21 protein-coding genes and 1 pseudogene are annotated in these 21744 nt (G+C 44.9%); 16 read left to right on the forward strand and 6 right to left on the reverse strand.

All coding sequences use genetic code 11. The features are described from left to right. Positions 1 to 48: 48 nt before the first annotated feature. Positions 49 to 390 carry an ArsR/SmtB family transcription factor gene (locus tag IQQ51_RS09910; protein WP_193840946.1) on the reverse strand — a complete coding sequence of 114 codons (342 nt, stop codon included), beginning with the start codon at positions 388 to 390 and terminating at the stop codon, positions 49 to 51. Between the two features lie 133 nt (positions 391 to 523). Beyond that, positions 524 to 1048 (reverse strand): HPP family protein, encoded by a 525-nt coding sequence (locus IQQ51_RS09915; RefSeq protein WP_193840947.1) that lies wholly within the window; start codon positions 1046 to 1048, stop codon positions 524 to 526. A 140-nt stretch (positions 1049 to 1188) separates the two neighbouring features. Between IQQ51_RS09915 and IQQ51_RS09920 the strand changes: the two genes are divergently transcribed. The 4 genes from IQQ51_RS09920 to IQQ51_RS09935 all read left to right on the forward strand — a co-directional run bounded on the left by IQQ51_RS09920 (position 1189) and on the right by IQQ51_RS09935 (position 4667). Further along, entirely contained in the window at positions 1189 to 1761 is a 573-nt protein-coding gene (locus IQQ51_RS09920) for a TetR/AcrR family transcriptional regulator (RefSeq protein ID WP_193840948.1), read from the forward strand. 78 nt (positions 1762 to 1839) lie between these two features. Beyond that, entirely contained in the window at positions 1840 to 2637 is a 798-nt protein-coding gene (locus IQQ51_RS09925) for a Cof-type HAD-IIB family hydrolase (protein ID WP_193840949.1), read from the forward strand. A gap of 154 nt (positions 2638 to 2791) precedes the next feature. Next, positions 2792 to 3439 (forward strand): DsbA family oxidoreductase, encoded by a 648-nt coding sequence (locus IQQ51_RS09930; RefSeq protein WP_193840950.1) that lies wholly within the window; start codon positions 2792 to 2794, stop codon positions 3437 to 3439. 34 nt (positions 3440 to 3473) lie between these two features. Continuing rightward, positions 3474 to 4667, forward strand: coding sequence for a winged helix-turn-helix domain-containing protein (locus IQQ51_RS09935; protein ID WP_193840951.1), 1194 nt, complete (start codon positions 3474 to 3476; stop codon positions 4665 to 4667). Positions 4668 to 4694: 27 nt separating this feature from the next. Here IQQ51_RS09935 and IQQ51_RS09940 read toward each other — a convergent pair whose 3' ends face one another. Further along, positions 4695 to 5633 carry a LysR substrate-binding domain-containing protein gene (locus IQQ51_RS09940; RefSeq protein WP_193840952.1) on the reverse strand — a complete coding sequence of 313 codons (939 nt, stop codon included), beginning with the start codon at positions 5631 to 5633 and terminating at the stop codon, positions 4695 to 4697. A gap of 106 nt (positions 5634 to 5739) precedes the next feature. On the opposite strand from IQQ51_RS09940, the gene IQQ51_RS09945 reads away from it, so the two are divergent. From IQQ51_RS09945 to IQQ51_RS26890, 4 genes and pseudogenes are all read left to right on the forward strand, one after another. Continuing rightward, positions 5740 to 6054 carry a putative quinol monooxygenase gene (locus IQQ51_RS09945; RefSeq protein WP_193840953.1) on the forward strand — a complete coding sequence of 105 codons (315 nt, stop codon included), beginning with the start codon at positions 5740 to 5742 and terminating at the stop codon, positions 6052 to 6054. Positions 6055 to 6057: 3 nt separating this feature from the next. After that, a pseudogene (locus tag IQQ51_RS09950) lies at positions 6058 to 7033 on the forward strand (Gfo/Idh/MocA family protein). A gap of 198 nt (positions 7034 to 7231) precedes the next feature. Beyond that, a complete protein-coding gene (locus IQQ51_RS09955) occupies positions 7232 to 7570 on the forward strand; it encodes a hypothetical protein (RefSeq protein ID WP_048610494.1) in 339 nt (112 codons plus the stop codon). A gap of 53 nt (positions 7571 to 7623) precedes the next feature. Next, on the forward strand, positions 7624 to 7926 hold the full coding sequence (locus IQQ51_RS26890; RefSeq protein WP_228012780.1) for a hypothetical protein: 303 nt from the start codon (positions 7624 to 7626) through the stop codon (positions 7924 to 7926). 169 nt (positions 7927 to 8095) lie between these two features. Here the strand turns inward: IQQ51_RS26890 and IQQ51_RS09965 are convergent, their stop codons facing one another. Then, positions 8096 to 8995 carry an AraC family transcriptional regulator gene (locus tag IQQ51_RS09965; protein WP_048609870.1) on the reverse strand — a complete coding sequence of 300 codons (900 nt, stop codon included), beginning with the start codon at positions 8993 to 8995 and terminating at the stop codon, positions 8096 to 8098. 456 nt (positions 8996 to 9451) lie between these two features. Here IQQ51_RS09965 and IQQ51_RS09970 point away from each other — a divergent pair, with 456 nt between their 5' ends. After that, positions 9452 to 11683, forward strand: a complete 2232-nt coding sequence (locus tag IQQ51_RS09970) for a hypothetical protein (RefSeq protein ID WP_193840954.1) — start codon at positions 9452 to 9454, stop codon at positions 11681 to 11683. 43 nt (positions 11684 to 11726) lie between these two features. Here IQQ51_RS09970 and IQQ51_RS09975 read toward each other — a convergent pair whose 3' ends face one another. Beyond that, positions 11727 to 12188 carry a hypothetical protein gene (locus IQQ51_RS09975; RefSeq protein ID WP_193840955.1) on the reverse strand — a complete coding sequence of 154 codons (462 nt, stop codon included), beginning with the start codon at positions 12186 to 12188 and terminating at the stop codon, positions 11727 to 11729. Positions 12189 to 12368: 180 nt separating this feature from the next. Beyond that, a complete protein-coding gene (locus IQQ51_RS09980) occupies positions 12369 to 13127 on the reverse strand; it encodes a DeoR/GlpR family DNA-binding transcription regulator (RefSeq protein WP_017072299.1) in 759 nt (252 codons plus the stop codon). Between the two features lie 280 nt (positions 13128 to 13407). Here IQQ51_RS09980 and ltnD point away from each other — a divergent pair, with 280 nt between their 5' ends. The 7 genes from ltnD (at position 13408) to IQQ51_RS10015 (ending at position 21676) form a co-directional block, all read left to right on the forward strand. Continuing rightward, positions 13408 to 14322, forward strand: coding sequence for an L-threonate dehydrogenase (gene ltnD / locus IQQ51_RS09985; protein ID WP_050643396.1), 915 nt, complete (start codon positions 13408 to 13410; stop codon positions 14320 to 14322). Between the two features lie 2 nt (positions 14323 to 14324). Continuing rightward, entirely contained in the window at positions 14325 to 15581 is a 1257-nt protein-coding gene (gene otnK, locus IQQ51_RS09990) for a 3-oxo-tetronate kinase (RefSeq protein ID WP_193840956.1), read from the forward strand. 11 nt (positions 15582 to 15592) lie between these two features. Then, the gene (locus IQQ51_RS09995) at positions 15593 to 16240 is read left to right on the forward strand and encodes an aldolase (protein WP_017086591.1); all 648 of its coding nucleotides are present in this window, start codon (positions 15593 to 15595) and stop codon (positions 16238 to 16240) included. Then, positions 16240 to 17016: a 2-oxo-tetronate isomerase gene (gene otnI, locus IQQ51_RS10000; protein WP_193840957.1), complete on the forward strand. Its 777-nt coding sequence runs from the start codon at positions 16240 to 16242 to the stop codon at positions 17014 to 17016. Before IQQ51_RS09995 ends, otnI begins: the two co-directional genes overlap by 1 nt. 179 nt (positions 17017 to 17195) lie before the next feature. Beyond that, positions 17196 to 18650 (forward strand): GntP family permease, encoded by a 1455-nt coding sequence (locus IQQ51_RS10005; protein ID WP_193840958.1) that lies wholly within the window; start codon positions 17196 to 17198, stop codon positions 18648 to 18650. 113 nt (positions 18651 to 18763) lie between these two features. Further along, positions 18764 to 19936, forward strand: a complete 1173-nt coding sequence (locus tag IQQ51_RS10010; protein WP_193840959.1) for a glycerate kinase — start codon at positions 18764 to 18766, stop codon at positions 19934 to 19936. A 288-nt stretch (positions 19937 to 20224) separates the two neighbouring features. Further along, positions 20225 to 21676, forward strand: coding sequence for a catalase (locus IQQ51_RS10015; protein WP_048609850.1), 1452 nt, complete (start codon positions 20225 to 20227; stop codon positions 21674 to 21676). Positions 21677 to 21744: the final 68 nt, after the last annotated feature.

Below are 21744 nucleotides of genomic sequence, written 5' to 3' on the forward strand. Positions count from 1 at the left end.
AAAATACGCTTAGTTTATTCTGTATTCGACAAACTAAGCGCGATGAATCTATTTCAAAATGGTGTCGATTAGCGATTCAAATTGCTGAATATTACCTCGATTAATGCGGTAGCACATTTTCGGTGGTATCGATTCAGCAGTGATGAAGCCAGAGGTTTTCAAGATTCTTAGGTGCTCTGATACTGTCGATTGTGCTAAACCTAATTCGCTAACCAAGTCGCTGTTCAAACAGCCGCCCGATTTTTCTAGCGTTGAAAGGATACTCAATATACGAACTCTTGCCGGGTGAGCGAGCGCTTTGGCTAGAGCTGCCATTTGCTTTTCAGCTTCGGTATCACCATGTCCGATTGGTAGAGCACAGCCACCAGTTGTAGAGCAAGCTTCGTTCATATTGATGTTTCGCTTTCCAAATCGTTAAAAGACGATTAATGGTAAGCCTATTTTATATAAGGGTCAATGTGATCTTTCAATTTGCTTCTAAATTTGATGTCAAAATCCATATTTATCATTGAAATTCAATGGACTAAGACTTGGATGAACCAAACCAATATAACGGCCACTTTTGTTGTGAATAGCTGTTATTCAATAGCGCACCAATACCAACCAAAGCGATGCTGCCTACTAATACGGGAGTGAATAAGAACATCCAATCCACATGTGCGGTACCTGCCAAAGCTATCACAATCGGATTGGCGCCAGCGGGTGGGTGAACCGCTCGACAGTATTGCATTAGCATGATGGATGAGCCGACAGCGATAGCCATAGTCAAATAAGAATCCCCAAAGCCATATAACGCGATTAAGCCCACAGCAGCTGAAATAAAGTGTCCCGCAATGACGTTTCTAGGTTGAGCTAACGGCGATGTTGGCACCGCAAACAGCAGTACGCACGTCGCACCAAATGGAGCCATTAACCACGGGAACCCAGAACTTTCGGCTAATAGACACAAGGTTAAGATGCCCAGCGTACCGCCAATAAAACCTTTAATAAGCTGGCTAATGCTTGCTTTCGGAGGAAGGGCTCCACCACCAGATAGTTTGCTGATCATAATCGTTTCCTCTTCGTTTTCTGTTTTTTATTGAATGTGTACAGATCTGTACCGTTTGATTTGGATGATACAGATCTGTACACTTCTTGCAACGAGAAATTGAGCTCTACGATTTCAGAGCGAGTCGAGGTTGATGAACGATGAGTAAAAAAGATTTGATTCTGGATGTAGCAGAATCGTTGTTTAATCAGTTTGGTTATACCGCTGTGGGGGTGGATATGATCCGAGACGAAGCGGCGGTTTCCAAAACATCCATGTATCGCCATTTTGGATCGAAGACCAAGCTGATTGAAGCCGTGTTAGAAAGGCGTCATCAGCGTTTCGAGTCGAGTTTAGAAGCGGCACTATCATCAACTTCTGGATTACAAAACCAACTCGATGCGCTGTTAGATTGGCACCTTGCATGGTTTGAACAACCTGACTTCAAAGGCTGCATGTTCATGCACGCGCTAGCTGAATTTAAAGAGTCTGAAGATGACATTGCAACGCTCTCTCGACTGCACAAGGTTTGGCTTAAGAACACTATTAATGACGTGGTGAGTGGTGGCGAAGAAGTAGACACTGCCATACTTGAATTACGCAGTGAATCAGTCATGACCTTCATCGAAGGCCTTATTGTAAGAAGTGAGTTTGGTCAGCTTGATTCAAAGTCAGACTCAAACAGACAAGCCTATCGAAAAGCATTGCATTCACTGGCTACTCTAGCGATATAATCGAACGCAGAACCGTTACACAAGATAACGAAAAATCATAATTTACACTTTAATTTTTACTTATAGGTAAGCCCTGAAATGCCACAACAGAACATCAAATTTATCGCTGCTGATATGGACGGCACTCTGCTTAATGAACACGGAAAGTTAGACCCAGAATTCTTCAATCTTTATGAGCGACTAGAAGCTCAAGACATCATTTTTGCTGCGGCATCGGGCCGTCAGTATTACAGCTTGATGGAAACCTTTTCCCCGCTAAAAGATCGCATGATGTTCGTTGCTGAAAACGGCACATTGGTGATGCACAAAGGCCAAGAACTTTACAGCTGCTTGCTAGATACCGGTGCCATCAAAGAGATCATTAAAGAAGCGCGTGCTATTGAAGGCGCGCATGTGGTGCTATGTGGTAAGAAGTCGGCATACATTGAAACCAAAGATGAGCGTGCTCTAGCGGAGATCTCTAAGTACTACCACCGCCGTGAGCAAGTAGAAGACTTACTGGCGGTAGAAGACGATTTCATCAAGGTCGCTATCTGTCACTTCGACGGTTCACAAGAGAAAGTAAACCCGAGCATCAATGCCAAGTTTGGTGAGAACTACCAAGTGGTTGTCAGTGCGAAAATTTGGTTGGATGTGATGAACGCTGAGGCATCAAAAGGCGCGGCGATTAAACACCTACAAAACACACTTGGCTTCACTTACGAGCAGACCATGAGTTTTGGTGACTACCTGAATGACTTGGAAATGCTTAAAGAGAGCTACCACTCTTACGCGATGGAAAATGCGCATCCAAAGCTGAAAGAGATCGCTCGTTTTGGCGCGCCAAGTAACGTCGATGCGGGTGTGTTCCAAGTGCTAGAGAAGCTGCTAGCGTAACGCTCTTAAGCTCGATTCGATTTTTATCAAAGCCAACTCGTGAAAATGAGTTGGCTTTTTTGTTGGCAGCTAGTGTGTTTATCTCGATTGAACGATTGTTCAAGATGGTGTAACTTGTATTGGATACGCCTAATCAACGATATTTGGAATGACGATGAGCAAGAAACTTCAACTCGATATTATTTCTGACGTAATGTGCCCATGGTGCGTGGTCGGCTACAAAAACTTAGAGCAAGCCATTACGGAACTTGGCTTAGCGGAGCAAATTGAACTTGAATGGCAGCCGTTTGAGCTGAATCCCGATATGCCGCAAGAAGGTGAAAACCTGCGTGACCATATCATGAGAAAATACGGCTCTAACGCAGAAGAGAGTCAAAGTTCACGCGAACAGCTTGCGGCGCGTGGCAAAGCGGTTGGTTTCGATTTCAATTTCTATGACAGCATGAGAATGGTCAATTCACGTCACCTGCATGTGCTGCTCGATTTCGCGTTGGCGCATGGCAAACAGACTGAGTTAAAGCTACGTTTCTTTACTGCTCATTTTTCAGAGCAGAAAGATTTGTCCGATCTTGAGGTTATCGCGCAAGAACTTGAAGCAGTTGGCTTAGACTCAACGAAGGCACTGAAACGCCTAAAGAACATCGATAACTTGAAGCAAATTGAAGCGCAAGAGTTTGAATGGCAACGCATGGGGATCTCAGCGGTTCCTACCGTGGTATTCAACCGCAAGAGTGCGGTCACTGGTGCGCAGACGGTCGAAACGTACAAGCAAATTCTTCAAGAACTTATTGCTGAATCATAAGCCGATTATTGGTATCAATTAGAGTCTGAATTACATGGAATCATTGTCACTCGCTCAAGCGCAAAAAATTGTACTGCTTTCGCAAAAATTGCCACCTAAAAAGCAACGCAATGGAGGAACTTTGGCGAACACGCTGTCTGCGATTGAAAACCTTGGGTATGTTCAAATTGATACCATCTCTGTGATTCAGCGAGCTCACCACCATACGCTGTGGAATCGTAATCAAGACTACAAGCTTGATCATCTCGACAAGCTGCTAGAGCGTCGAGAAGTGTTTGAGTATTGGTCGCACGCTGCTGCTTATCTGCCTATGCGCGACTACCGCTTCAGCCTGCATCGAAAGAACGGGTTTGCTACCGGTAAGCTTAAGCATTGGTATAAAAAGGATGATGCACTGATGGCGCATGTTCTCAAACGCATTGAGAGCGAAGGGCCATTAATGGCGAAAGACTTTGAAGGGGATAGACCAAACCCCGGCGGATGGGGCGGTAAACCTGCCAAACAGGCACTAGAGACTTTGTTTATGCAAGGTGACTTAATGGTGCCGAGCCGAGTGAACTTCCATAAGGTGTATGACCTAACCGAACGAGTTTTGCCGAGTGCTATTGATACCTCAGAACCAACGGAACAAGAGTACATCGAGCATCTAATTACGCGTTATTTAGAAGCTAATGGTGTGGGAATAGCGTCGGAAATGAGCTATCTACTCAAGAACACAAAACCTCTGATTCAGACAACACTCCAGCGGATGCTTGAAGATAAGCAGTTGATGAAAGTGGATGTTCAAGGCTCGGATTATTATGTGTTGCCGGATGCTTTTGAGCTGTTGAATCAGCCTCTTTCTCGAACTAAATTAAAGATACTGTCTCCGTTTGATAACTTGTTGATTCAACGAAAGCGAATGCAATCACTGTTCAACTTTGATTACCTTCTAGAGTGCTACGTTCCAGAGGCGAAGCGGCAGTTTGGTTACTTTAGTTTGCCGATTCTGTGGCAAGGTGAGCTGGTGGCACGAATGGATTGCAAGGTCGACAGGAAGAGCGGCCTACTTAATATTCGCAACTTGGTTGTGGAAGAGCGAATCAAAAATCATGAATCATTCGTTCATGCCTTATGCGATGAGCTAAAACACTTCATGGTGTTCAACCAATGTGATGAGATGGTCGTCCATAACACCACGCCCTCTGATCTTGGCAAACGCTTGATGAGCCATTGGCAAACAGTCTAGCGGTTTTGTTGTTTAGAAAGCGCTTAGTTACTCAGAAAGAGTGGCTAACAAGAATTCGACAAAGGTTCGGTTCTTCAACGACAGTTGCTTGGTCTTGTAGAGCAAGTGAATCGGCTTAGGGAAAGGTGCCATGCCGGGCAAGATCTCCAATAGCATTCCACGCTCAATTTCTTCGGCAACTAAGATAGTCGGCTGTAACAACACGCCCACACCTTGCAGGGCAGCATATCGCAACACATCCCCATTGTTTGACATCAAACGTACTTGCCCTTTATTCCCCGCGTTAAGTGTTGCTTGGTGGTTCTGAGGGGCTAGGAGTTGCGACTCACTGTTTTGATTATTACGTAGTTGAGTATCACGACCATTCACATCACGACGGCTGCTATAGCTGAATCCAAGCGATGGGTGTTGTGCAAGGTCTTCCAACACACGAATCTCAGCATGTTGATTAAGGTACTCAGGAGCCGCGCAGTAACACATCTCATAATCCCCTAAGTATCTGGCGACTAAACTTGAATCAGACAGGTCACCGATGCGCACAATCAAATCAATATCGGATGAATAAGGATCGACAAGGTCGTTGTTCAGCACGAGTTCGACATTAATCGTTGGGTGATGCGCGAGGAACTTAGCCACAATCGGGGCAAGCACCTTGTTCCCGTAGGTGACCGGGCAGTTTATCTTTACCGTCCCTTGTGGCTGGTTTTCCAAGGTTTGAATCAGGTTTTCAGCGTTGCTGATGTCTTCGAGAATTCGCTTACATTCTCGATAATAAAGTTGACCTGAATCGGTTAAAGACTGCTTACGCGTGGTGCGATGAATCAGTTGAGAGTTGAGGCTCGTTTCAAGGTGGTGGACATGTTTACTGATCATGGTTGCCGACAAGTTGAAGTGGTTGGCGGCACTGCGAAAGCTGCCTTGCTCGACCACGTAAACGAAGACCTTCATGCTGGCTAACTTATCCATTGAACACTCTTGGTTGATAAACAATAAACAAAAGGTGAGTTTATCAATTATTAGGGGTTAATTATATTAATGGTAAACCGATAATTAACTAAAATAAGAGCGTGAAATGCCTCAAACAAACGAAATCATCTTTGTTACTGCCGAACTTAAGATAAAAACGAACATTGAACGTGATGCTGCAGTAGAAGCCATCGAACAGTTTTGCTTAGACATGCAAAGTGAACCGGGCTGCCTACAAGCAATTGCAACCTATGATCAAAACCAAAGCGACCGCGTGATCTTGCTAGAGCAATACACAAACCGTGAAGCGATTAATCAGCACTTCGGTATGCCTCATACCCAAGCGTTTATTGAGCGTGATATTACCGAATTAGTTCAAGCGTTCGAAACTCAGCTTGAATCAAAAGATCAGGAGAAGTAAGCCATGAAATGGGGAATTCTAGGAACCAGCTTTATCTCAGGCGTAATGGCGGATGCGATCAAAGGCGATGCACAAAGCGAGTTGTATGCCGTCGCAGGGCGCACAGAGAAAACACTGAACGAGTTTGCAGCCCAATACCAACCAACACGAACCTTCAACAGCTATGAAGCCCTGATTGAAGATGAGTCAGTCGACATCATCTACATCGCTCTACCAAATCACGTTCACCACGAATACGTGATTAAAGCGGCTCAAAAAGGCAAAGCGATCCTGTGTGAAAAATCGTTATCGGTTGATATGGAAAAAACCGAGCAAGCTCTGCAAGCGGTAAAAGAAGCGGGTATATTCTTCGCAGAAGGTTTGATGTATCTAAACCACCCGCTCATCGCTAAGCTTCATCAAGAGTTGGCGACAGGTGAGATTGGCGAAGTGCGCTCGATCCAAGGTTCCTACGTTGCGGCGATTGACCAGTTCGTTAACCCTGCGAGCAAAGGCGCGTTGTACAACTTAGGTTGTTACCCAATGTCGCTGATTCATTCTGTTGCGCAGCAGCAATTTGGCGAGAGCGTGTTCGATGATGTGCAGATCTCAGTAATCGGTCGACGAGGCCAAGATAGCAATATCTGTGAATCATCGGCAATGATGCGTTTCAACGACCGTTTTTACCGCGCAAATCCACACCGCGGAAGACCACGGCTTAAAGCATGGGTTCACGATTTTAGGTAGCAAAGGCTGTATCACACTCGACACCAACCCATGGCTACCGACCGAAGACAACACGTTTACGGTAGAGATCTATGAAACGTCGACCCGTGAAGTGAAAGTCGAAGCGCAAGGTGATGGCTTCCATTATCAAGTGCGTAATATTCGCCAAGCGGTTGAGCGAGGTGACACACAACTTGCTGCGCCAATGGCGAGCCACCAAGACTCTCGTGTGATCATGAAGTTACTGACTGATTGGGAACAAGCGGCGAGCTAACATCGTCGTAAATTCTATATTCGCCTCATGTTTGATTGCCTCGTAAGCTATCAAACATGAGGCGTTTCCTCTATATCTTCTAGTCGACTCTCCCAATAAATACTTTGCATTTGAAACCGCCACAGTGTCCAATATCAGGTAGTACGAAACTGACCGAAAAACCTCATTTTTTAAGGTGTTAAATAGGACCTTTACCGCATGCGTAAATCAGACAAGAAAATCGAGAATCAAATCAGAGACGTGTTAACTGACGTTTGTGAAGACACATTAAAAGGCTTCGATGGTTTTTTGTGGGTGACTCACTCGGTCAACTTCTCCTCTTTTCCGCAAAGTTTGAAAATTGTCTGTGTATTCGATACCAATCAGGATAGAACGAACTTCTTAAGTGGTGAAGGCAAGCAAAGTGTCTCAGGGGCTATCCAACAAGCGTTCAATCAAGTTGGAATTCAACTGAAGAATATCGATAAGCATGTGAGCTACGATACGCAAGAAAACTGCGACCGTGACCATCAAGGGAAGTGGAACAAGAGGCTTTAGTGCTCTTGCTTCTTTAGAATCCCTCAACTGTGTCGTGATAAAAAGGTCGTGAAATGAATAAAGCTCAAATTTCGCTTAACAAGAACACACTGCTAGGTGTGTTCGAGCAATTTTTGATACTAGCTCTGTGGCTGCTAGTAGGAAGTGTCGTTTGGTCTGTTTGGTTTATGTGGGGGATTAACGTTGTCCTCTTTGACGATCCTTACCTCTCTGATACTGAGTATCAACGTCTCATTAAGCAAGAAACTCAGCTGATCAATATCGGCTTATGGGTAGGTAAGCTCTATACCGCATGTGCGGTGATGTTTTTTACTGTACGCGTTAGGAAAGTGCTTCGAGCCTCAAGCGATGGATGAAATCCGTTTGGGTTATGACATTACTGGTATCTACTAGTATTTGTTCTCATTGATTGACTAAAAATCTACGAAACGAGATGTCGCTATCCATAAACTTAATTAATCAACAAAGCCGTTGGCAAGCGAACCGAAGAGAAGAAAGCCTACGCGAGGTAGGCTTTGATTGTCGTTATTTAATTGCGGTACAGAAGCTGACGTCTGAATGTTGAGTTTGCGGATCGTAGCTGTGGTAAAGCTCAAAACAAGGTCGATCGTCTGTTTCAATACCGGACTCAATGACGTTACTCATTAAATCATCCCAAGCTTTGGCATATTGGCCGATTTCGGTGATCGTTTGTCTCGTCACCGCATATTGCCCACCGGGAAAGTCCTTTAGCTCGATACCGCTGGGTACTTCGACATCCTCTGGAACCATTAAACAAATGTCTGTTCGGCACTTATCTGTCGGTGTGATTTCTGGGTTATCATGGTAAATGAACATGCAGGTGTTGCCTGATAATCCTTTCATTTCTGCCCACTGATAAAGGCGGCCGCTAGGCTCTTCATACCCTTTTCCATAAGGGCCTGTTACTCGCACATACGCCAATTTTGATGATTCGAATTGTTGCGTTTTCATTGTCTTACTCCATGTTGAAAGTTCGGAGCCAGTATATGAATTACTCGTAACTGCATCGTTTCCATTCTTGCGCAACGTGTGTCCAATCTTGCTATTTCGAGTTAACTCACCGAAAGCTTGGTAGTCTTCACAATCACGAAATGCGCTAGGCGTAACGCCAAAGTGTTGCTTGAAGGATTTGGCAAAGTTTTGAGACGATGAGAAGCCGTAATCTAGTGCAATATTAATAATAGGTTGCTTGGTTTTGAAGAGATCGTTGGCTGCCGCTTCGAGTCTCAATCGTCTGATAAAATCAGCAAGCGTTTCGCCTTGAACGGCCTTAAAAGTACGATGAAAATGGTAGGGTGAAAAGTTAGCTAATGCCGCGACTTCGATCAAGTTGAGCGGATCGTTAAAGTGCTTCTCTAAATAGCGTATAACGGGAACAAGCCGCTTATGATAGTCAACGTACATCGCTTTATTTACCACTCTCTGTTGTCATCGTTCTTGTTTAGATGACCGAGACTAGCCTATCCAAATTGAGTTTCAACATTGTGGCGCTCAAACTGAGATTCGATACAGCAAATCCAAGTCATGCTCTGAGTTCTAGGCTCTGATAACTTCCCATCTTCCAAACCGTATTATTCTCATTTTGAGAAAATCTGAGCGGATTTCTCGTCAGCCGGAGATACTTGGTTTCCAAATAAAATTAAAATCACAAAAATTTACCTTTTCCTTAATGCATTGATTTTGAATCGGCATTTGCTCGTTTTACTTGCCACCGATGAAACAAGACAGACGAGCACTTGAACAATAGAGCCATGTAGTCGATACTTTTTTCGTATTTTGATTCCTAAATTGACACGTAAGTTGGCTGACTTTTCGTCTTGTGATTTAAGGCATGGCAGTATCGATTAGGAAATTTGAATCATGAAAACCTACATTTCTGGGCTGCTCGCACTGATACCGTCATGTTTAATCGCTGGCTACGCTTTTGCTGTTGGTACAGCAGTTGTGCTGCCAGGGCAACATGAAGCGGGTGTCGATCTATCGGGCTCGCCACTATCTGCGAATGCTGTCATTGATTGGGAAATTACCAACAGTGATATTGTGTTCGGAGCTTATGCCGACAAAGCCGATAATGAGCGGGCCACGACAATTGGTTATATGTACAACCAAGTCATGGCGATGAACTCGGGTTGGTTGGAGAACGATATCCGTAACCAAGCTGAGTTAGAAGGCCTCAATTTCGAAGACTATTTCCTGCACTTTTCTGAAGATACTGTCATTGCCGAAGTTGATAAAACTCATGGCGAAAAGACCCTGTTAAACCGAAAACCTATGATCTTGGGTTATACAGCCAGTGAAGACCATGCTGGCTTTTGGCTGTATCAAGAGCCTCCGTGGGATGCCGATGTGTTTGAGAATTTCGAACAGGGTGGGGCTTTGTATGTCTATCATGCTGAGCAGTTCGAACGGCTGACCTTTAAGTTCTCACAGTTTGCTGGCAGCGGCGAATTTTGGATTGAATACCCAACAGCTATTGATTCTCAGGGTAGGGTTTCACAGTGGGAAAGGCTCGATGTAAAGAAAGACAAAACGCTCAATATGACCAAAAACCAATCGGTGATCTGGAACCTTCCGGATAACTGGGTAAGAGCCACAACTCATGATGGCAGTGGTGCGAGCTATGGTGGCGGCCAGTATTTTGGCTCCACCTTTTTGAGAGATGGTGGGCGCTTATACGTTGTGAGAGTTCGTTGGCAAAGTGAGAACGCCGACGACAGGCCGCGTTTAAAAGAAGTAAAACTCAAAAACAGTTTTCCAACCGTCAAATTAACCGACGCTCCGACTACAACGCCGGACGGCAATGCTATCAGCCAATGGCGAAAAATCCGCGGTTTTGATGTGTCTGCAGACCTAGATGGCGATAACTACTTGTCGCCAAGCGAGTATCGAAATCGAACCAATAAGAACGCAACAGCGCGTTTTCGTTGGGAATCAAGAGTGGTGCCATTTGGTCGAATGTGGAGCGCTAGCTCATCTTGGTCGCTAACGAACGTCGCAAACGCGGATTATCTATCTGCTATTCATCGCTACTACAAGCAAAGCTGGGCAAGCCAAGGTTTGAATGGTGCGTACAACGACGACACAAATAAACTCATTGGTTCGAACCAGTTCTATGTTCATTCTGGCGGGCATGTTCAAGAGTTAGGAGCAGTTGCGGGTTCGAATCAAGCGGATGATCTCTATAAACAACAATTTTCAGCGTTTCTGAAAAATCTATCTGCTTTAGAAAGTGATGCGTCAATTGGGTTGAACATCGGAACCGCGAACTTGCTGGGTCGAAATGGACAGGCTCATCTTAGCGAGGCGGGATCTCTGTATTTACGCGAGCACTACATTTTTCCGTCTACTGGGTTTAGTGGTTACTCGGGGATCTCTAAATTCTGGGATAATTCTGCGCTCGCCTACAATGGACAAAGTGTTATTTTTCAGGCGACAATGCGTTATGGGCGAGTTCAGTATCTTGGAAATAGTGAAGAGAATTGGAAGCAAGACCAATACTCGACTCTAGCGATCTACCACCTCAATCGACACGCTCAACATAGCTACTTTAATCAGTGGAACAATGGTTACGTCTATGGAAGTGGCAATACGACGGCTGACACTTTCTGGCAAAGCGGTGTCCCTAAAAACATTGCCTATCAACCCAGTTCGTTATTGGCCGTTGATTTGGGAGAGCCGAGTCATCGTATCCCACAAGGCTTTGAGCCTATTCCTTTGATGCTATCGACAACGACACCTCAGCCCGCTGACTACACCATCGTTGGCGATGCCTCAATGAACGAAATGGTGCATGCTGATCTGCCCCATGGTATGACTCACGTTCTGCCGACGTTTACGTACTTTATGTATCAATCTGAAAATCAGGTGGTCGCTGGTGGCCCTGAAGACATGGTGTTAGCGAGAGAGTTCAGCAATGGTCGTGTGTTGTATCGCACGGATTTCCACGGTAAGAATCCGAGTTTTTATGACGCGGCAAAACTCACCATTACGCTGGATGTCCCAATGAAACCTGTTGATGCTAACGGTCACGTTGGTGACTATGTGAGTGAAATCGAAATTGGCGGTTATGAAGGGCGGTTCTTACTTTATTAAGACCAATGCGAATGATCTCTCTCGAACCAGAGCAGACTAGAGCTTAGGTTCGGGATATCAGCTTATTCTTTTTACACTGCTTAAACTCTTTGGCGATCCACGATTGCTCGTTCAAGCCATTGTCGATTAGAGCAAAAAGGTAGCCATCAACTTTACTTGAAGCCGCAAGGTACTCCTGAAAAGCGTGCTTAGGGTAGCCGGGGTAATCTGTCTCGTATTGAGCGTCTAACCGCTTACCGAGTTGACGCCATTTTACGAATAACTCCGAAGAAGACGTCTCAACCTTATATTGCCCCAAAATACGTTGGTGATGAGTTAACGCCACTTTAGCGCAGTGGTTGGTCTGTACGACTTTTTGTATCAACTCAACTTGTTCTTCACTCATGGTTTTCGCCAGTACATTCTCTTGTTCGATGCGCGCCATTCGCTCACCAAACGTTTCAGCATGGATGGGAAACACAAAAGTAAGCGGTAAAGCCAATACCAAAAGACGCTTGTAGAACATAACCAAACTCGTTAAAAGGATTCGCGGCTATTATGCCGTTCGCCGCCAATATTATTGATGAATATAAACGCTTAATTGTAAGAATTATTTTTATCGAGTAGATAAATAGATGGTTTTGGAGTTGTGGTATTCAGGCTCTGAATGTTTGGTTGGTGAGCCTGAAATTTGATGAGGAATCCGTTACGAATTAATGACCTTGATGCCTTTGTCTTGAAGCTCATCAATCACGCTACTCGAAAGATCAATATCGGTGATCACGCCATCAAGCGCACTTAAATCTAAGGCGTGGAAAGTAGCGATACGTCCGTATTTGGTTGAGTCTGAAATCAGATAGTTTGAATGAGCTGCTTGAACAATGGCTTGTTTGACTAATACCTTATTTTCACAAGGTGTCGAGAGCCCTTTTAGATTCCAAGATGAAGAAGAGATAAACGCAATATCAATATTCATCCCTGCCAAGAACTCAGCTACTTTGCCCCCAATACTCGATTGATTTTCACGGTCAATCTTGCCACCAGTATGGTAAATCTCAGATTGTGTGCTGTTCATTAGGTACGCGGCAATCGCGAAGTCATTGGTGATGATAAGCAGATCATCTCGCCCTGCAAGTTGGTGAGCGATCTCCAAAGAGGTTGTTCCAGCGTCTAAGTAGATAGTCGAATACTCAGGAACCAATTGAGCAGCTAGTTGACCTATTTGAGCTTTTTCGCTTGCTTGCTGTTCTACCTTGATGTCGTGTGACAATTCGCTGTGAAGTGCTTTAGTCAGCTGAACGCCACCCGAAACTGAAATCACTTTCCCTGATGTCTCTAGCTTTACGATATCTCGACGAATGGTCATATGAGACACCTCTAAGTGCTCAACAAGCTCAGAAATACTGATCACTTCTTGGTGTGATAATAGTGACAAAATGGTTCTCTGACGTTCCGCTGGAATCATGATTCTTCTTCTATATTCTTATTTTTCATCATCCTATCAATCTTTGGCTGTTTTGTGAATATCTGTGAATATCTGTTGTGAAATAGCAATTAGAACTGTGATTGCTGCCGAAATTACCCTTATCTAATGCCTCTAAAGGGTTAAATTACTCATAAATGTTAACTTTTGTTAAAAGTGTGACTTGTCACTAAGTCGCATTCGATTGCTTCACATATAATCACAAACATAAACAAGAATTAACAAATCTAGAGTTCAATAATTACGTGAAAGGCATCTTGCTATGAATGAAGTTCAATCTGTTGGTGTTATCGGTTTAGGTTCTATGGGCATGGGCGCAGCGAAGTCATGCGTGCGTGCAGGGCTTGATGTATATGGTTTCGATTTGAATCCGCAAGCGCTTGAAACCTTGGGTGAATATGGCGCAAAAGCGGTCTCGACAAGTGCAGTTGAGTTTGCAGACAAACTTGATTCAGTTTTGGTATTGGTTGTGAATGCAGCTCAAGTTAACACGGTACTGTTTAAGACTGGTCTTGCGGCGGCACTAAGACCTAACACGCCAGTTATGGTCTCGGCAACGATCTCAGCAGAAGACGCGAAACAAATCGAAGCTCAGCTTGCTGAACATGATCTTGTGATGCTGGATGCGCCAGTGTCCGGCGGTGCAGTAAAAGCAGAAGCCGGTGAAATGACCATCATGGCTTCAGGTTCGACAAGTACATTCGAAGTATTGGCTCCTGTACTCGATGCAACTGCAGCTAAAGTCTACAACATCGGTGAGGCCATCGGCCTTGGTGCGACCGTTAAGATTATCCACCAGTTACTAGCAGGTGTTCATATTGCTGCGGGCGCTGAAGCGATGGCACTAGCCGCACGCGCAAACATTCCGCTTGATTTGATGTACGACGTTGTTACGAATGCAGCGGGCAACTCTTGGATGTTCGAGAACCGCATGAAGCACGTAGTCGATGGTGATTACTCTCCAAAATCTATGGTTGATATCTTTGTGAAGGATTTGAACTTGGTATCAGATACCGCTCAAGACCTGAAATTCCCACTCCCGCTATCAAGTGCTGCACTTAACATGTTCGTTAGCGCGAGCAATGCTGGCTTTGGTCAAGAAGATGACAGCGCAGTGATTAAAGTATTCCAAGGTATTGATCTACCAGGTGTAAATACTTCAAAGGCGGAGAAATAATCATGCTATTAGGTGTTATTGCAGACGACTTTACAGGTGCGACAGACATTGCTGGTTTCTTGGTTGAAAACGGTATGCGCACTGTTCAATTGAATGGGATTCCAACGGGAGAGTTTGACACATCAGCTGATGCTGTGGTGATCAGCCTTAAATCTCGCTCTTGCCCAGTTGACGAAGCGGTGACGGATTCGGTTACTGCGCTTAAATGGCTTCAATCTCAAGGCTGCCAACAGTTTTACTTTAAATACTGCTCAACGTTCGACAGTACCGCTGAGGGCAATATTGGTCCCGTAACAGATGCACTTTTGGCTGAACTTGGAGAATCTTTCACTATGGTTTGCCCTGCATTGCCAGTAAATGGTCGCACGGTTTACAACGGTCACTTGTTTGTTTTTGGTGAGTTATTGAGTGATTCAGGTATGCGTAATCACCCTGTTACACCAATGACGGATTCAAGTGTGGTTCGAATGATGGACGCACAATCAGAAGGTGTTTCCGGTTTAGTTAACTTTCAAACGATTGAACAGGGCGCTGATGCGGTTACCGCTCGTTTTAACGAACTCAAAGCTCAAGGTAGTCGCTACGCCGTGGTAGACGCATTTAATGCAGAGCACTTGGTGACGTTAGGTCAAGCGGCTAAATCTCTGAAACTAATCACAGGTGGCTCAGGCCTAGCTGCTGGTATCGCTAAAAATTGGACAGAACATCTTGCTGACCAAAGTGATGCAAAACATGCCGGTAGCCCAGTCAAAGCACCAACCGTTGTGTTCTCTGGTTCTTGTTCAGTGATGACTAACCAACAAGTTGCGGTATACAAGCAGCTTGCTCCTCACTTTGCTATCGATGTGAAGGCTTGCTTAACCAATGATCAATACGCCAATCAAGTGTTCGATTGGGTGATGACCAATAACCAAGGCGAGTTTGCTCCTTTGGTTTATGCAACCGCAGATGCTGCCGCACTAAAAGCAATTCAAGAAGAGTACGGCGCACAAGCTTCAAGCCACGCCGTTGAACAATTTTTTAGTCAACTCGCTATCAAACTACAAAAACATGGCGTGAAAAACTTCATCGTTGCTGGTGGTGAAACATCAGGCGTCGTGACGCAAAGCCTAGCTGTGAAAGGTATTCATATTGGTCCTCAAATCGCACCAGGTGTGCCTTGGGTTAAATCGGTCGAAGGTGAACTATCACTAGCGCTAAAATCGGGCAATTTTGGTGATGAAAACTTCTTCGCTAAAGCTCAATCATTCTTTTCATAAGCGAGATTCAAATGAGTAAAGTTTTGATGAACGAGCAGCAGTTAAGAGAGCAAATGGTCACGCTCGCTCGTTCAATGTTCGAACGAGGTTACGCCACTGGTGGTGCAGGTAACCTGTCTATCAAATTACCTAATGGGCATTTTCTAGCAACACCAACAGGCTCTTCATTTGGTCGCCTTGTCGCTGAGGAATTGTCGGTTGTCGATATCGATGGCAACCACATCTCAGGTAAGAAGCCTTCTAAAGAAGCGGCATTCCACCTAGCGATTTACCGTAATAATCCTGTATGCAATGCCATTGTTCATTTGCATTCTACTTACCTTACCGCGTTGTCTTGCCTTGAAGGGTTGGATCGTAACAACGCGATTAAGGCTTTCACACCGTATTTCGTGATGCGAATTGGCGAGTTACCAGTCATTCCTTACCTACGTCCGGGTGACCCACAAATCGCTGAAGAGTTGGCAAAACGAGCAGGTGATTATCGAGCATTTTTGTTAGCAAACCACGGCCCAGTAGTAACAGGCACTGACTTTGTTGATGCCGTTGATAACGCTGAAGAGCTAGAAGAGACCGCCAAATTAGCATTCTTATTGAAAGGGAATGATATCCGTTACCTAACGGACGAAGAAGTGATGGATTTAAAAGGGAGAGGCAAATAATGGCTAAGTTCGCAGCAAACTTAACGATGTTATTCACAGAAGTACCATTTCTAGAGCGTTTTGAAAAAGCACACCAAGCCGGTTTCAAAGCTGTTGAATACCTATTCCCTTATGCATTTGAGGCCGAAGAGCTTGCAGCAAAAATGCAGAGATTTGGTTTTGAACAGGCGCTGTTCAACATGCCTCCAGGTGATTGGGACGCAGGCGAGCGTGGCTTCGCAGCGATTCCTGGCCGTGAAGAAGAGTTTAAAGCCAGCGTTGATACGGCACTTATTTACGCTAAAGCGCTGAATTGCAAGAAAGTTCACGCGATGTCGGGTCTACATGATGCGAATTTCACGAGGCAGCAACACGTTGAAACCTTTATCTCAAATATTCGTTTTGCCGCAGATAAGTTTGCTGAGCATAACATCGAATTGATGATTGAACCGCTAAATAGCCGTGATGTTCCTAATTACTTCGTTGCTCACCAACGTGACGCTGTCGAACTGATTAAGTTAGTCGATAGGCCAAATGTGAAGCTGCAACTCGACCTTTATCACGCGCAAATCATGGATGGTGATCTAAGTACTTTGATTCGTGAAGTGGCTGCTTATACCGGTCATATCCAAATTGCTTCTGTACCAGAAAGGCATGAACCATCGGAAGGCGAACTGAACTACCCACACTTGTTTAGTGTTTTGGATGATTCAGGTTACCAAGGTTGGATTGGTTGTGAATATAACCCAAGAGGCACGACAGAAGAGGGGCTTGGCTGGGTAAAAAGTTATTTATAGCGCGGTGTGAATGGCGTTTATATGTAACGAACCATAAAAGTAAAAACTGATTTAGATAACACGGCTTACAGGTAAGCCAACACATAACGATAAAGTGCAATAGGTGATCCCGATATCACCTATATGCACCACCCTACAATTTTCATAAAAATGAAGAAAGAGACAAAAGGAATATAAAAATGGATGGAGCACTGATAGGCATCGTAATTGGCATCTTAGCCATGATGGGTATGATTATTAAAACGAGAATCCCAGTCGCACTTGCTATGGTTATTGCAAGTATCATAATGGGTCTTTTTGCGGGTATGGCGCCAACAGAGTTGATTGATGCAATTAAAGCTGGTTTTGGTGGCGTGCTTGGTGGTATTGGTTTGATCATCGCGTTCGGCGTTATCATGGGCGCGTGTTTCGAACGCTCTGGAGCCGCTGTTCGAATGGCAAAAACGTTTGTAAAGCTGTGTGGTAAAGGTCGTGAAGACTTAGCACTAGGTTTTACAGGGGTGCTTGTCGCTATACCAGTTTTCTGTGACTCTGCGTACATCATTTTGCATTCTCTTGTTCGCGCAATTTCACGTGATACGGGTAAGTCAGCGGTTGGCCTAGGTGTGACTCTAGCGCTTGGCTTGCTTATCACTCACGCCCTTGTGCCACCAACACCGGGTCCAGTTGCTGTGGCTGGAATTCTGGGTGTAGATCTAGGTGAATACATGTTATGGGGTTTGATGGTTTCTATCCCTATGATGCTTCTTTCTATGATTTATATTCGTCGAGTAGGTAACGAGTACTACCGCGTACCAAATGGTGAGACATGGATTACTAACCAAGCTGATTGGGCAAACCTTGAGAAAGTGAAAGAAACAGATGACAGAGAGCTACCAAGTAACTTTTTATCATTCGGTCCAATTCTGCTGCCAATCGTATTCATCCTAATCAACACGCTTGTTGGTCAAGGTGACACTGCAATGCACAACGTTATTTCGTTGATTGGTAACCCAGTGGTTGCTGTTGGTATCGGTGTTCTTATGGCACTATACGGTCTTACTCGTCATATTGAGCGCAAAGACATGGTTAGCTCTATGGATGATGCTCTGTCTACTACAGGTCTAATTCTTGTGGTAACTGGCTGTGGTGGCGCAATGGGTGCAGTACTTAAAGCATCAGGTGCTGGCCCTCAAGTAGCCGAAGCTATCGCGAGCAGCGGTATTCCACCTCTACTGGTACCACTCGCAATTGCTTCAATGCTTCGTCTAATCCAAGGTTCAGCAACGGCATCAATGATGGTTGCAGCAACGATGACGCTGCCATTGGTTGAAACGTTAGGTCTAGACCCAGTATTCGTAGCACTTGCATGTGCGGTAGGTCCGGTTGGCTTCTCTCATTTGAACGATTCATACTTCCACATCATCAACCGTACCTTAGGTATTACTGAACTTGCTGACCAAATTAAGATCTGGTCTGTGTCTTCAACTATCGCATGGGCGATTGGTGCAAGCATCATCATGATTCTAAACTTAGTGTTTGGTAAAGGCGGTACGTTGATCGACCCACTGATTCCAATTGCGGTTCTAGGTGCTGTATTCGTGTGGCTAAAAAGCAAAGAGAAATCACAAGTAAAGACAGCCGTTACTAACTAATACTGCTTACCTTTATATACTGCCCCTATTAAGTGATTAGCTTGCTGATCTTCAATAGGGGCATTTTTGGATCGGGCACTCATCAAAATTACTAATCTTTTGGATCTCTCAGTATGAAAATTGTTATTGCACCAGACTCGTTTAAAGAATCTTTATCGGCTGTATCTGTGGCGGCGTGCATTGAAAAGGGCTTTCGTGAAATCTTCCCTGATGCTGAATACGTGACCTTGCCTTTAGCCGATGGCGGCGAAGGGACTGTGGATGTGTTACTGCAAGGCTTAGCAGGGCAAAAGCGAACACATCAAGTGGAAGGGTCGTTGGGCGCATTGGTTAATGCTGAATGGGCGATGCTTGAGCCATCCGATAGCAACCCGAACAAAACGGCACTGGTTGAAATTGCTGCGGCATCAGGTTTGGATTTGCTAGCGCCAGAGCTGCGCAATCCCATGATTGCCTCTTCATTCGGAACTGGGCAACTAATATTAGAAGCGATAGAGCAGGGTGCTCAAACGATTATTCTTGGATTGGGTGGCAGTGCGACTAATGATGGTGGTGCGGGTATTGTTCAAGCGTTAGGTGGGACACTGTTAGATAATACAGGGCAAGAGCTTAACCGAGGTGGCGCTGCGTTAGCGGAGTTAGCATCGATTGACCTTACAGGTCTGGATTCACGCTGTGCTGATATCGAGTTAATTGTGGCGTGCGATGTTGATAATCTGTTGTGTGGTCATAACGGTGCTAGCCATATATTCGGCCCACAAAAAGGGGCGACACCGGAACAAGTCTTGATGCTTGATAAGGCGCTTAAGAATTTTGCTCAAGTTGCTGAATCTCAAGGTTGTATTCGAGGTGATGACTCTGTTCACAAGCGTACTGGTTATGGTGCGGCTGGTGGGGCTCCAATGGGGCTTGGTTTGTTGTTTAACATGCAGATTAAACCGGGTATTGAGATGGTGCTTGATGTTTTGCAAGCTGATGAAGTATTGAAAGGCGCAGACCTTGTGATTACCGGCGAAGGTCAAATGGACAATCAAACTCTGCAAGGAAAAACGCCTTATGGCATTGCTAAGCGTGCGAGCTTACAGGGCATTCCAACCATAGGAATTGCCGGATCTCTAGGCACCGAAGTAGAAGCACTTTACGGCGAAATGAGCAGCTTGTTTGGTACCGTGAGATCACCTCAAACCTTAGAAAAAATACTACAAGAGGCTGGTATCAACTTGACGAGAACGGCAAGAAATATTGCAGCGACTTTAAGGTTAGGTCACAAAATATCGCAAAATTAGCGAGTTTTGATAAGATTCGATCAATCATGGGATTAACTTATAGCGCCATGTAACTTGTTGATTGTTATGTTGTAAATATTACTATCAATATTGAATGATTATGATTTAGATCATTAAATTGATAGGTTTCGTCCATGATAACGATAATTACAAACGATTATATTTTACTTTGATTCAAGCTTATTCTATATCCTTAGTTACTGCGTGGTTTTGTGTGATGAATAACTACCATACAGAAGTGGCGGTGCAACAAAGATGCTGCACCTAAAAGGTAATAAGGAATTGATGATGAGTAAAAAACTAACTACAGCTGCGGGTTGTCCTGTTGCTCATAACCAGAATGTTCAAACTGCGGGCAAACGTGGTCCTCAACTTCTTCAAGACGTTTGGTTTTTGGAGAAATTGGCCCATTTTGATCGTGAAGTAATTCCAGAGCGTCGTATGCACGCGAAAGGCTCAGGTGCTTACGGCACATTTACCGTTACACACGACATCACAAAATACACCAAGGCAAAATTGTTCTCTGAAGTAGGTAAAAAAACCGACTTGTTTGCACGTTTCACAACAGTTGCGGGTGAGCGCGGTGCTGCCGATGCTGAGCGTGATATCCGTGGCTTTGCATTGAAGTTTTATACTGAAGAAGGCAACTGGGATATGGTGGGTAACAACACGCCAGTATTCTTCCTTCGTGATCCTCTTAAGTTCCCTGACTTAAACCACGCGGTGAAACGTGATCCACGCACTAACATGCGTAGCGCGAAAAACAACTGGGATTTCTGGACTTCTCTTCCGGAAGCTCTGCACCAAATTACTATCGTAATGAGTGACCGTGGTATCCCTGCGACTTACCGTCACATGCACGGCTTTGGTAGCCACACGTTCAGCTTCATCAACGCTGATAACGAACGTTTCTGGGTTAAATTCCACTTCAAATCTCAGCAAGGTATTAAGAACCTTTCTGATGCAGAAGCGGCACAAGTGATCGGTGACGATCGCGAAAGCCACCAACGCGACTTGCTAGACAGTATCGATAATCAAGACTTCCCGAAATGGACGTTGAAAGTTCAAGTGATGCCAGAAGCGGATGCAGCGAAGGTTCCATACAACCCGTTCGATTTGACTAAGATCTGGCCTCATGCAGATTACCCGTTGATTGAAGTGGGTGAATTCGAGCTAAACCGTAACCCACAAAACTTCTTCGCTGAAGTTGAGCAGTCGGCATTCAACCCGGCGAATGTGGTTCCAGGTATCAGCTTCTCGCCAGACAAGATGCTACAAGGTCGTCTGTTTGCTTACGGTGATGCACAACGTTACCGTTTGGGTGTTAACCATCAGCATATTCCAGTGAACGCTCCTCGTTGCCCAGTACACAGCTACCACCGTGATGGCGCGATGCGTGTCGATGGTAACTTCGGTGGCACATTAGGTTATGAGCCAAACAACGAAGGTCAATGGGCTGAGCAGCCAGATTTCGCTGAACCAGCACTGAACCTAGATGGCGCAGCAGCACACTGGGATCACCGCGAAGATGAAGATTACTTCTCGCAACCGGGTGACTTGTTCCGCCTAATGACGCCAGAGAAGCAAGCGATTCTGTTTGATAACACTGCTCGTAACCTAGGCGGCGTACCAAAAGAGATTCAACTGCGTCACCTAAGACACTGTTACAAAGCCGACCCTGCATACGGTGAAGGCATTGGTAAACTGCTTGAAATCGACGTGAGCGAATTTAAGTCGTAATCAATTATCTTGATTCGTTAATTGAAAGGCCGTTGAGTGAATTACTCGATGGCCTTTTTTGATCTCGC

Origin of the sequence: Vibrio sp. OPT18, assembly GCF_015163615.1 — a bacterium.
GTDB lineage: Bacteria > Pseudomonadota > Gammaproteobacteria > Enterobacterales > Vibrionaceae > Vibrio > Vibrio coralliirubri.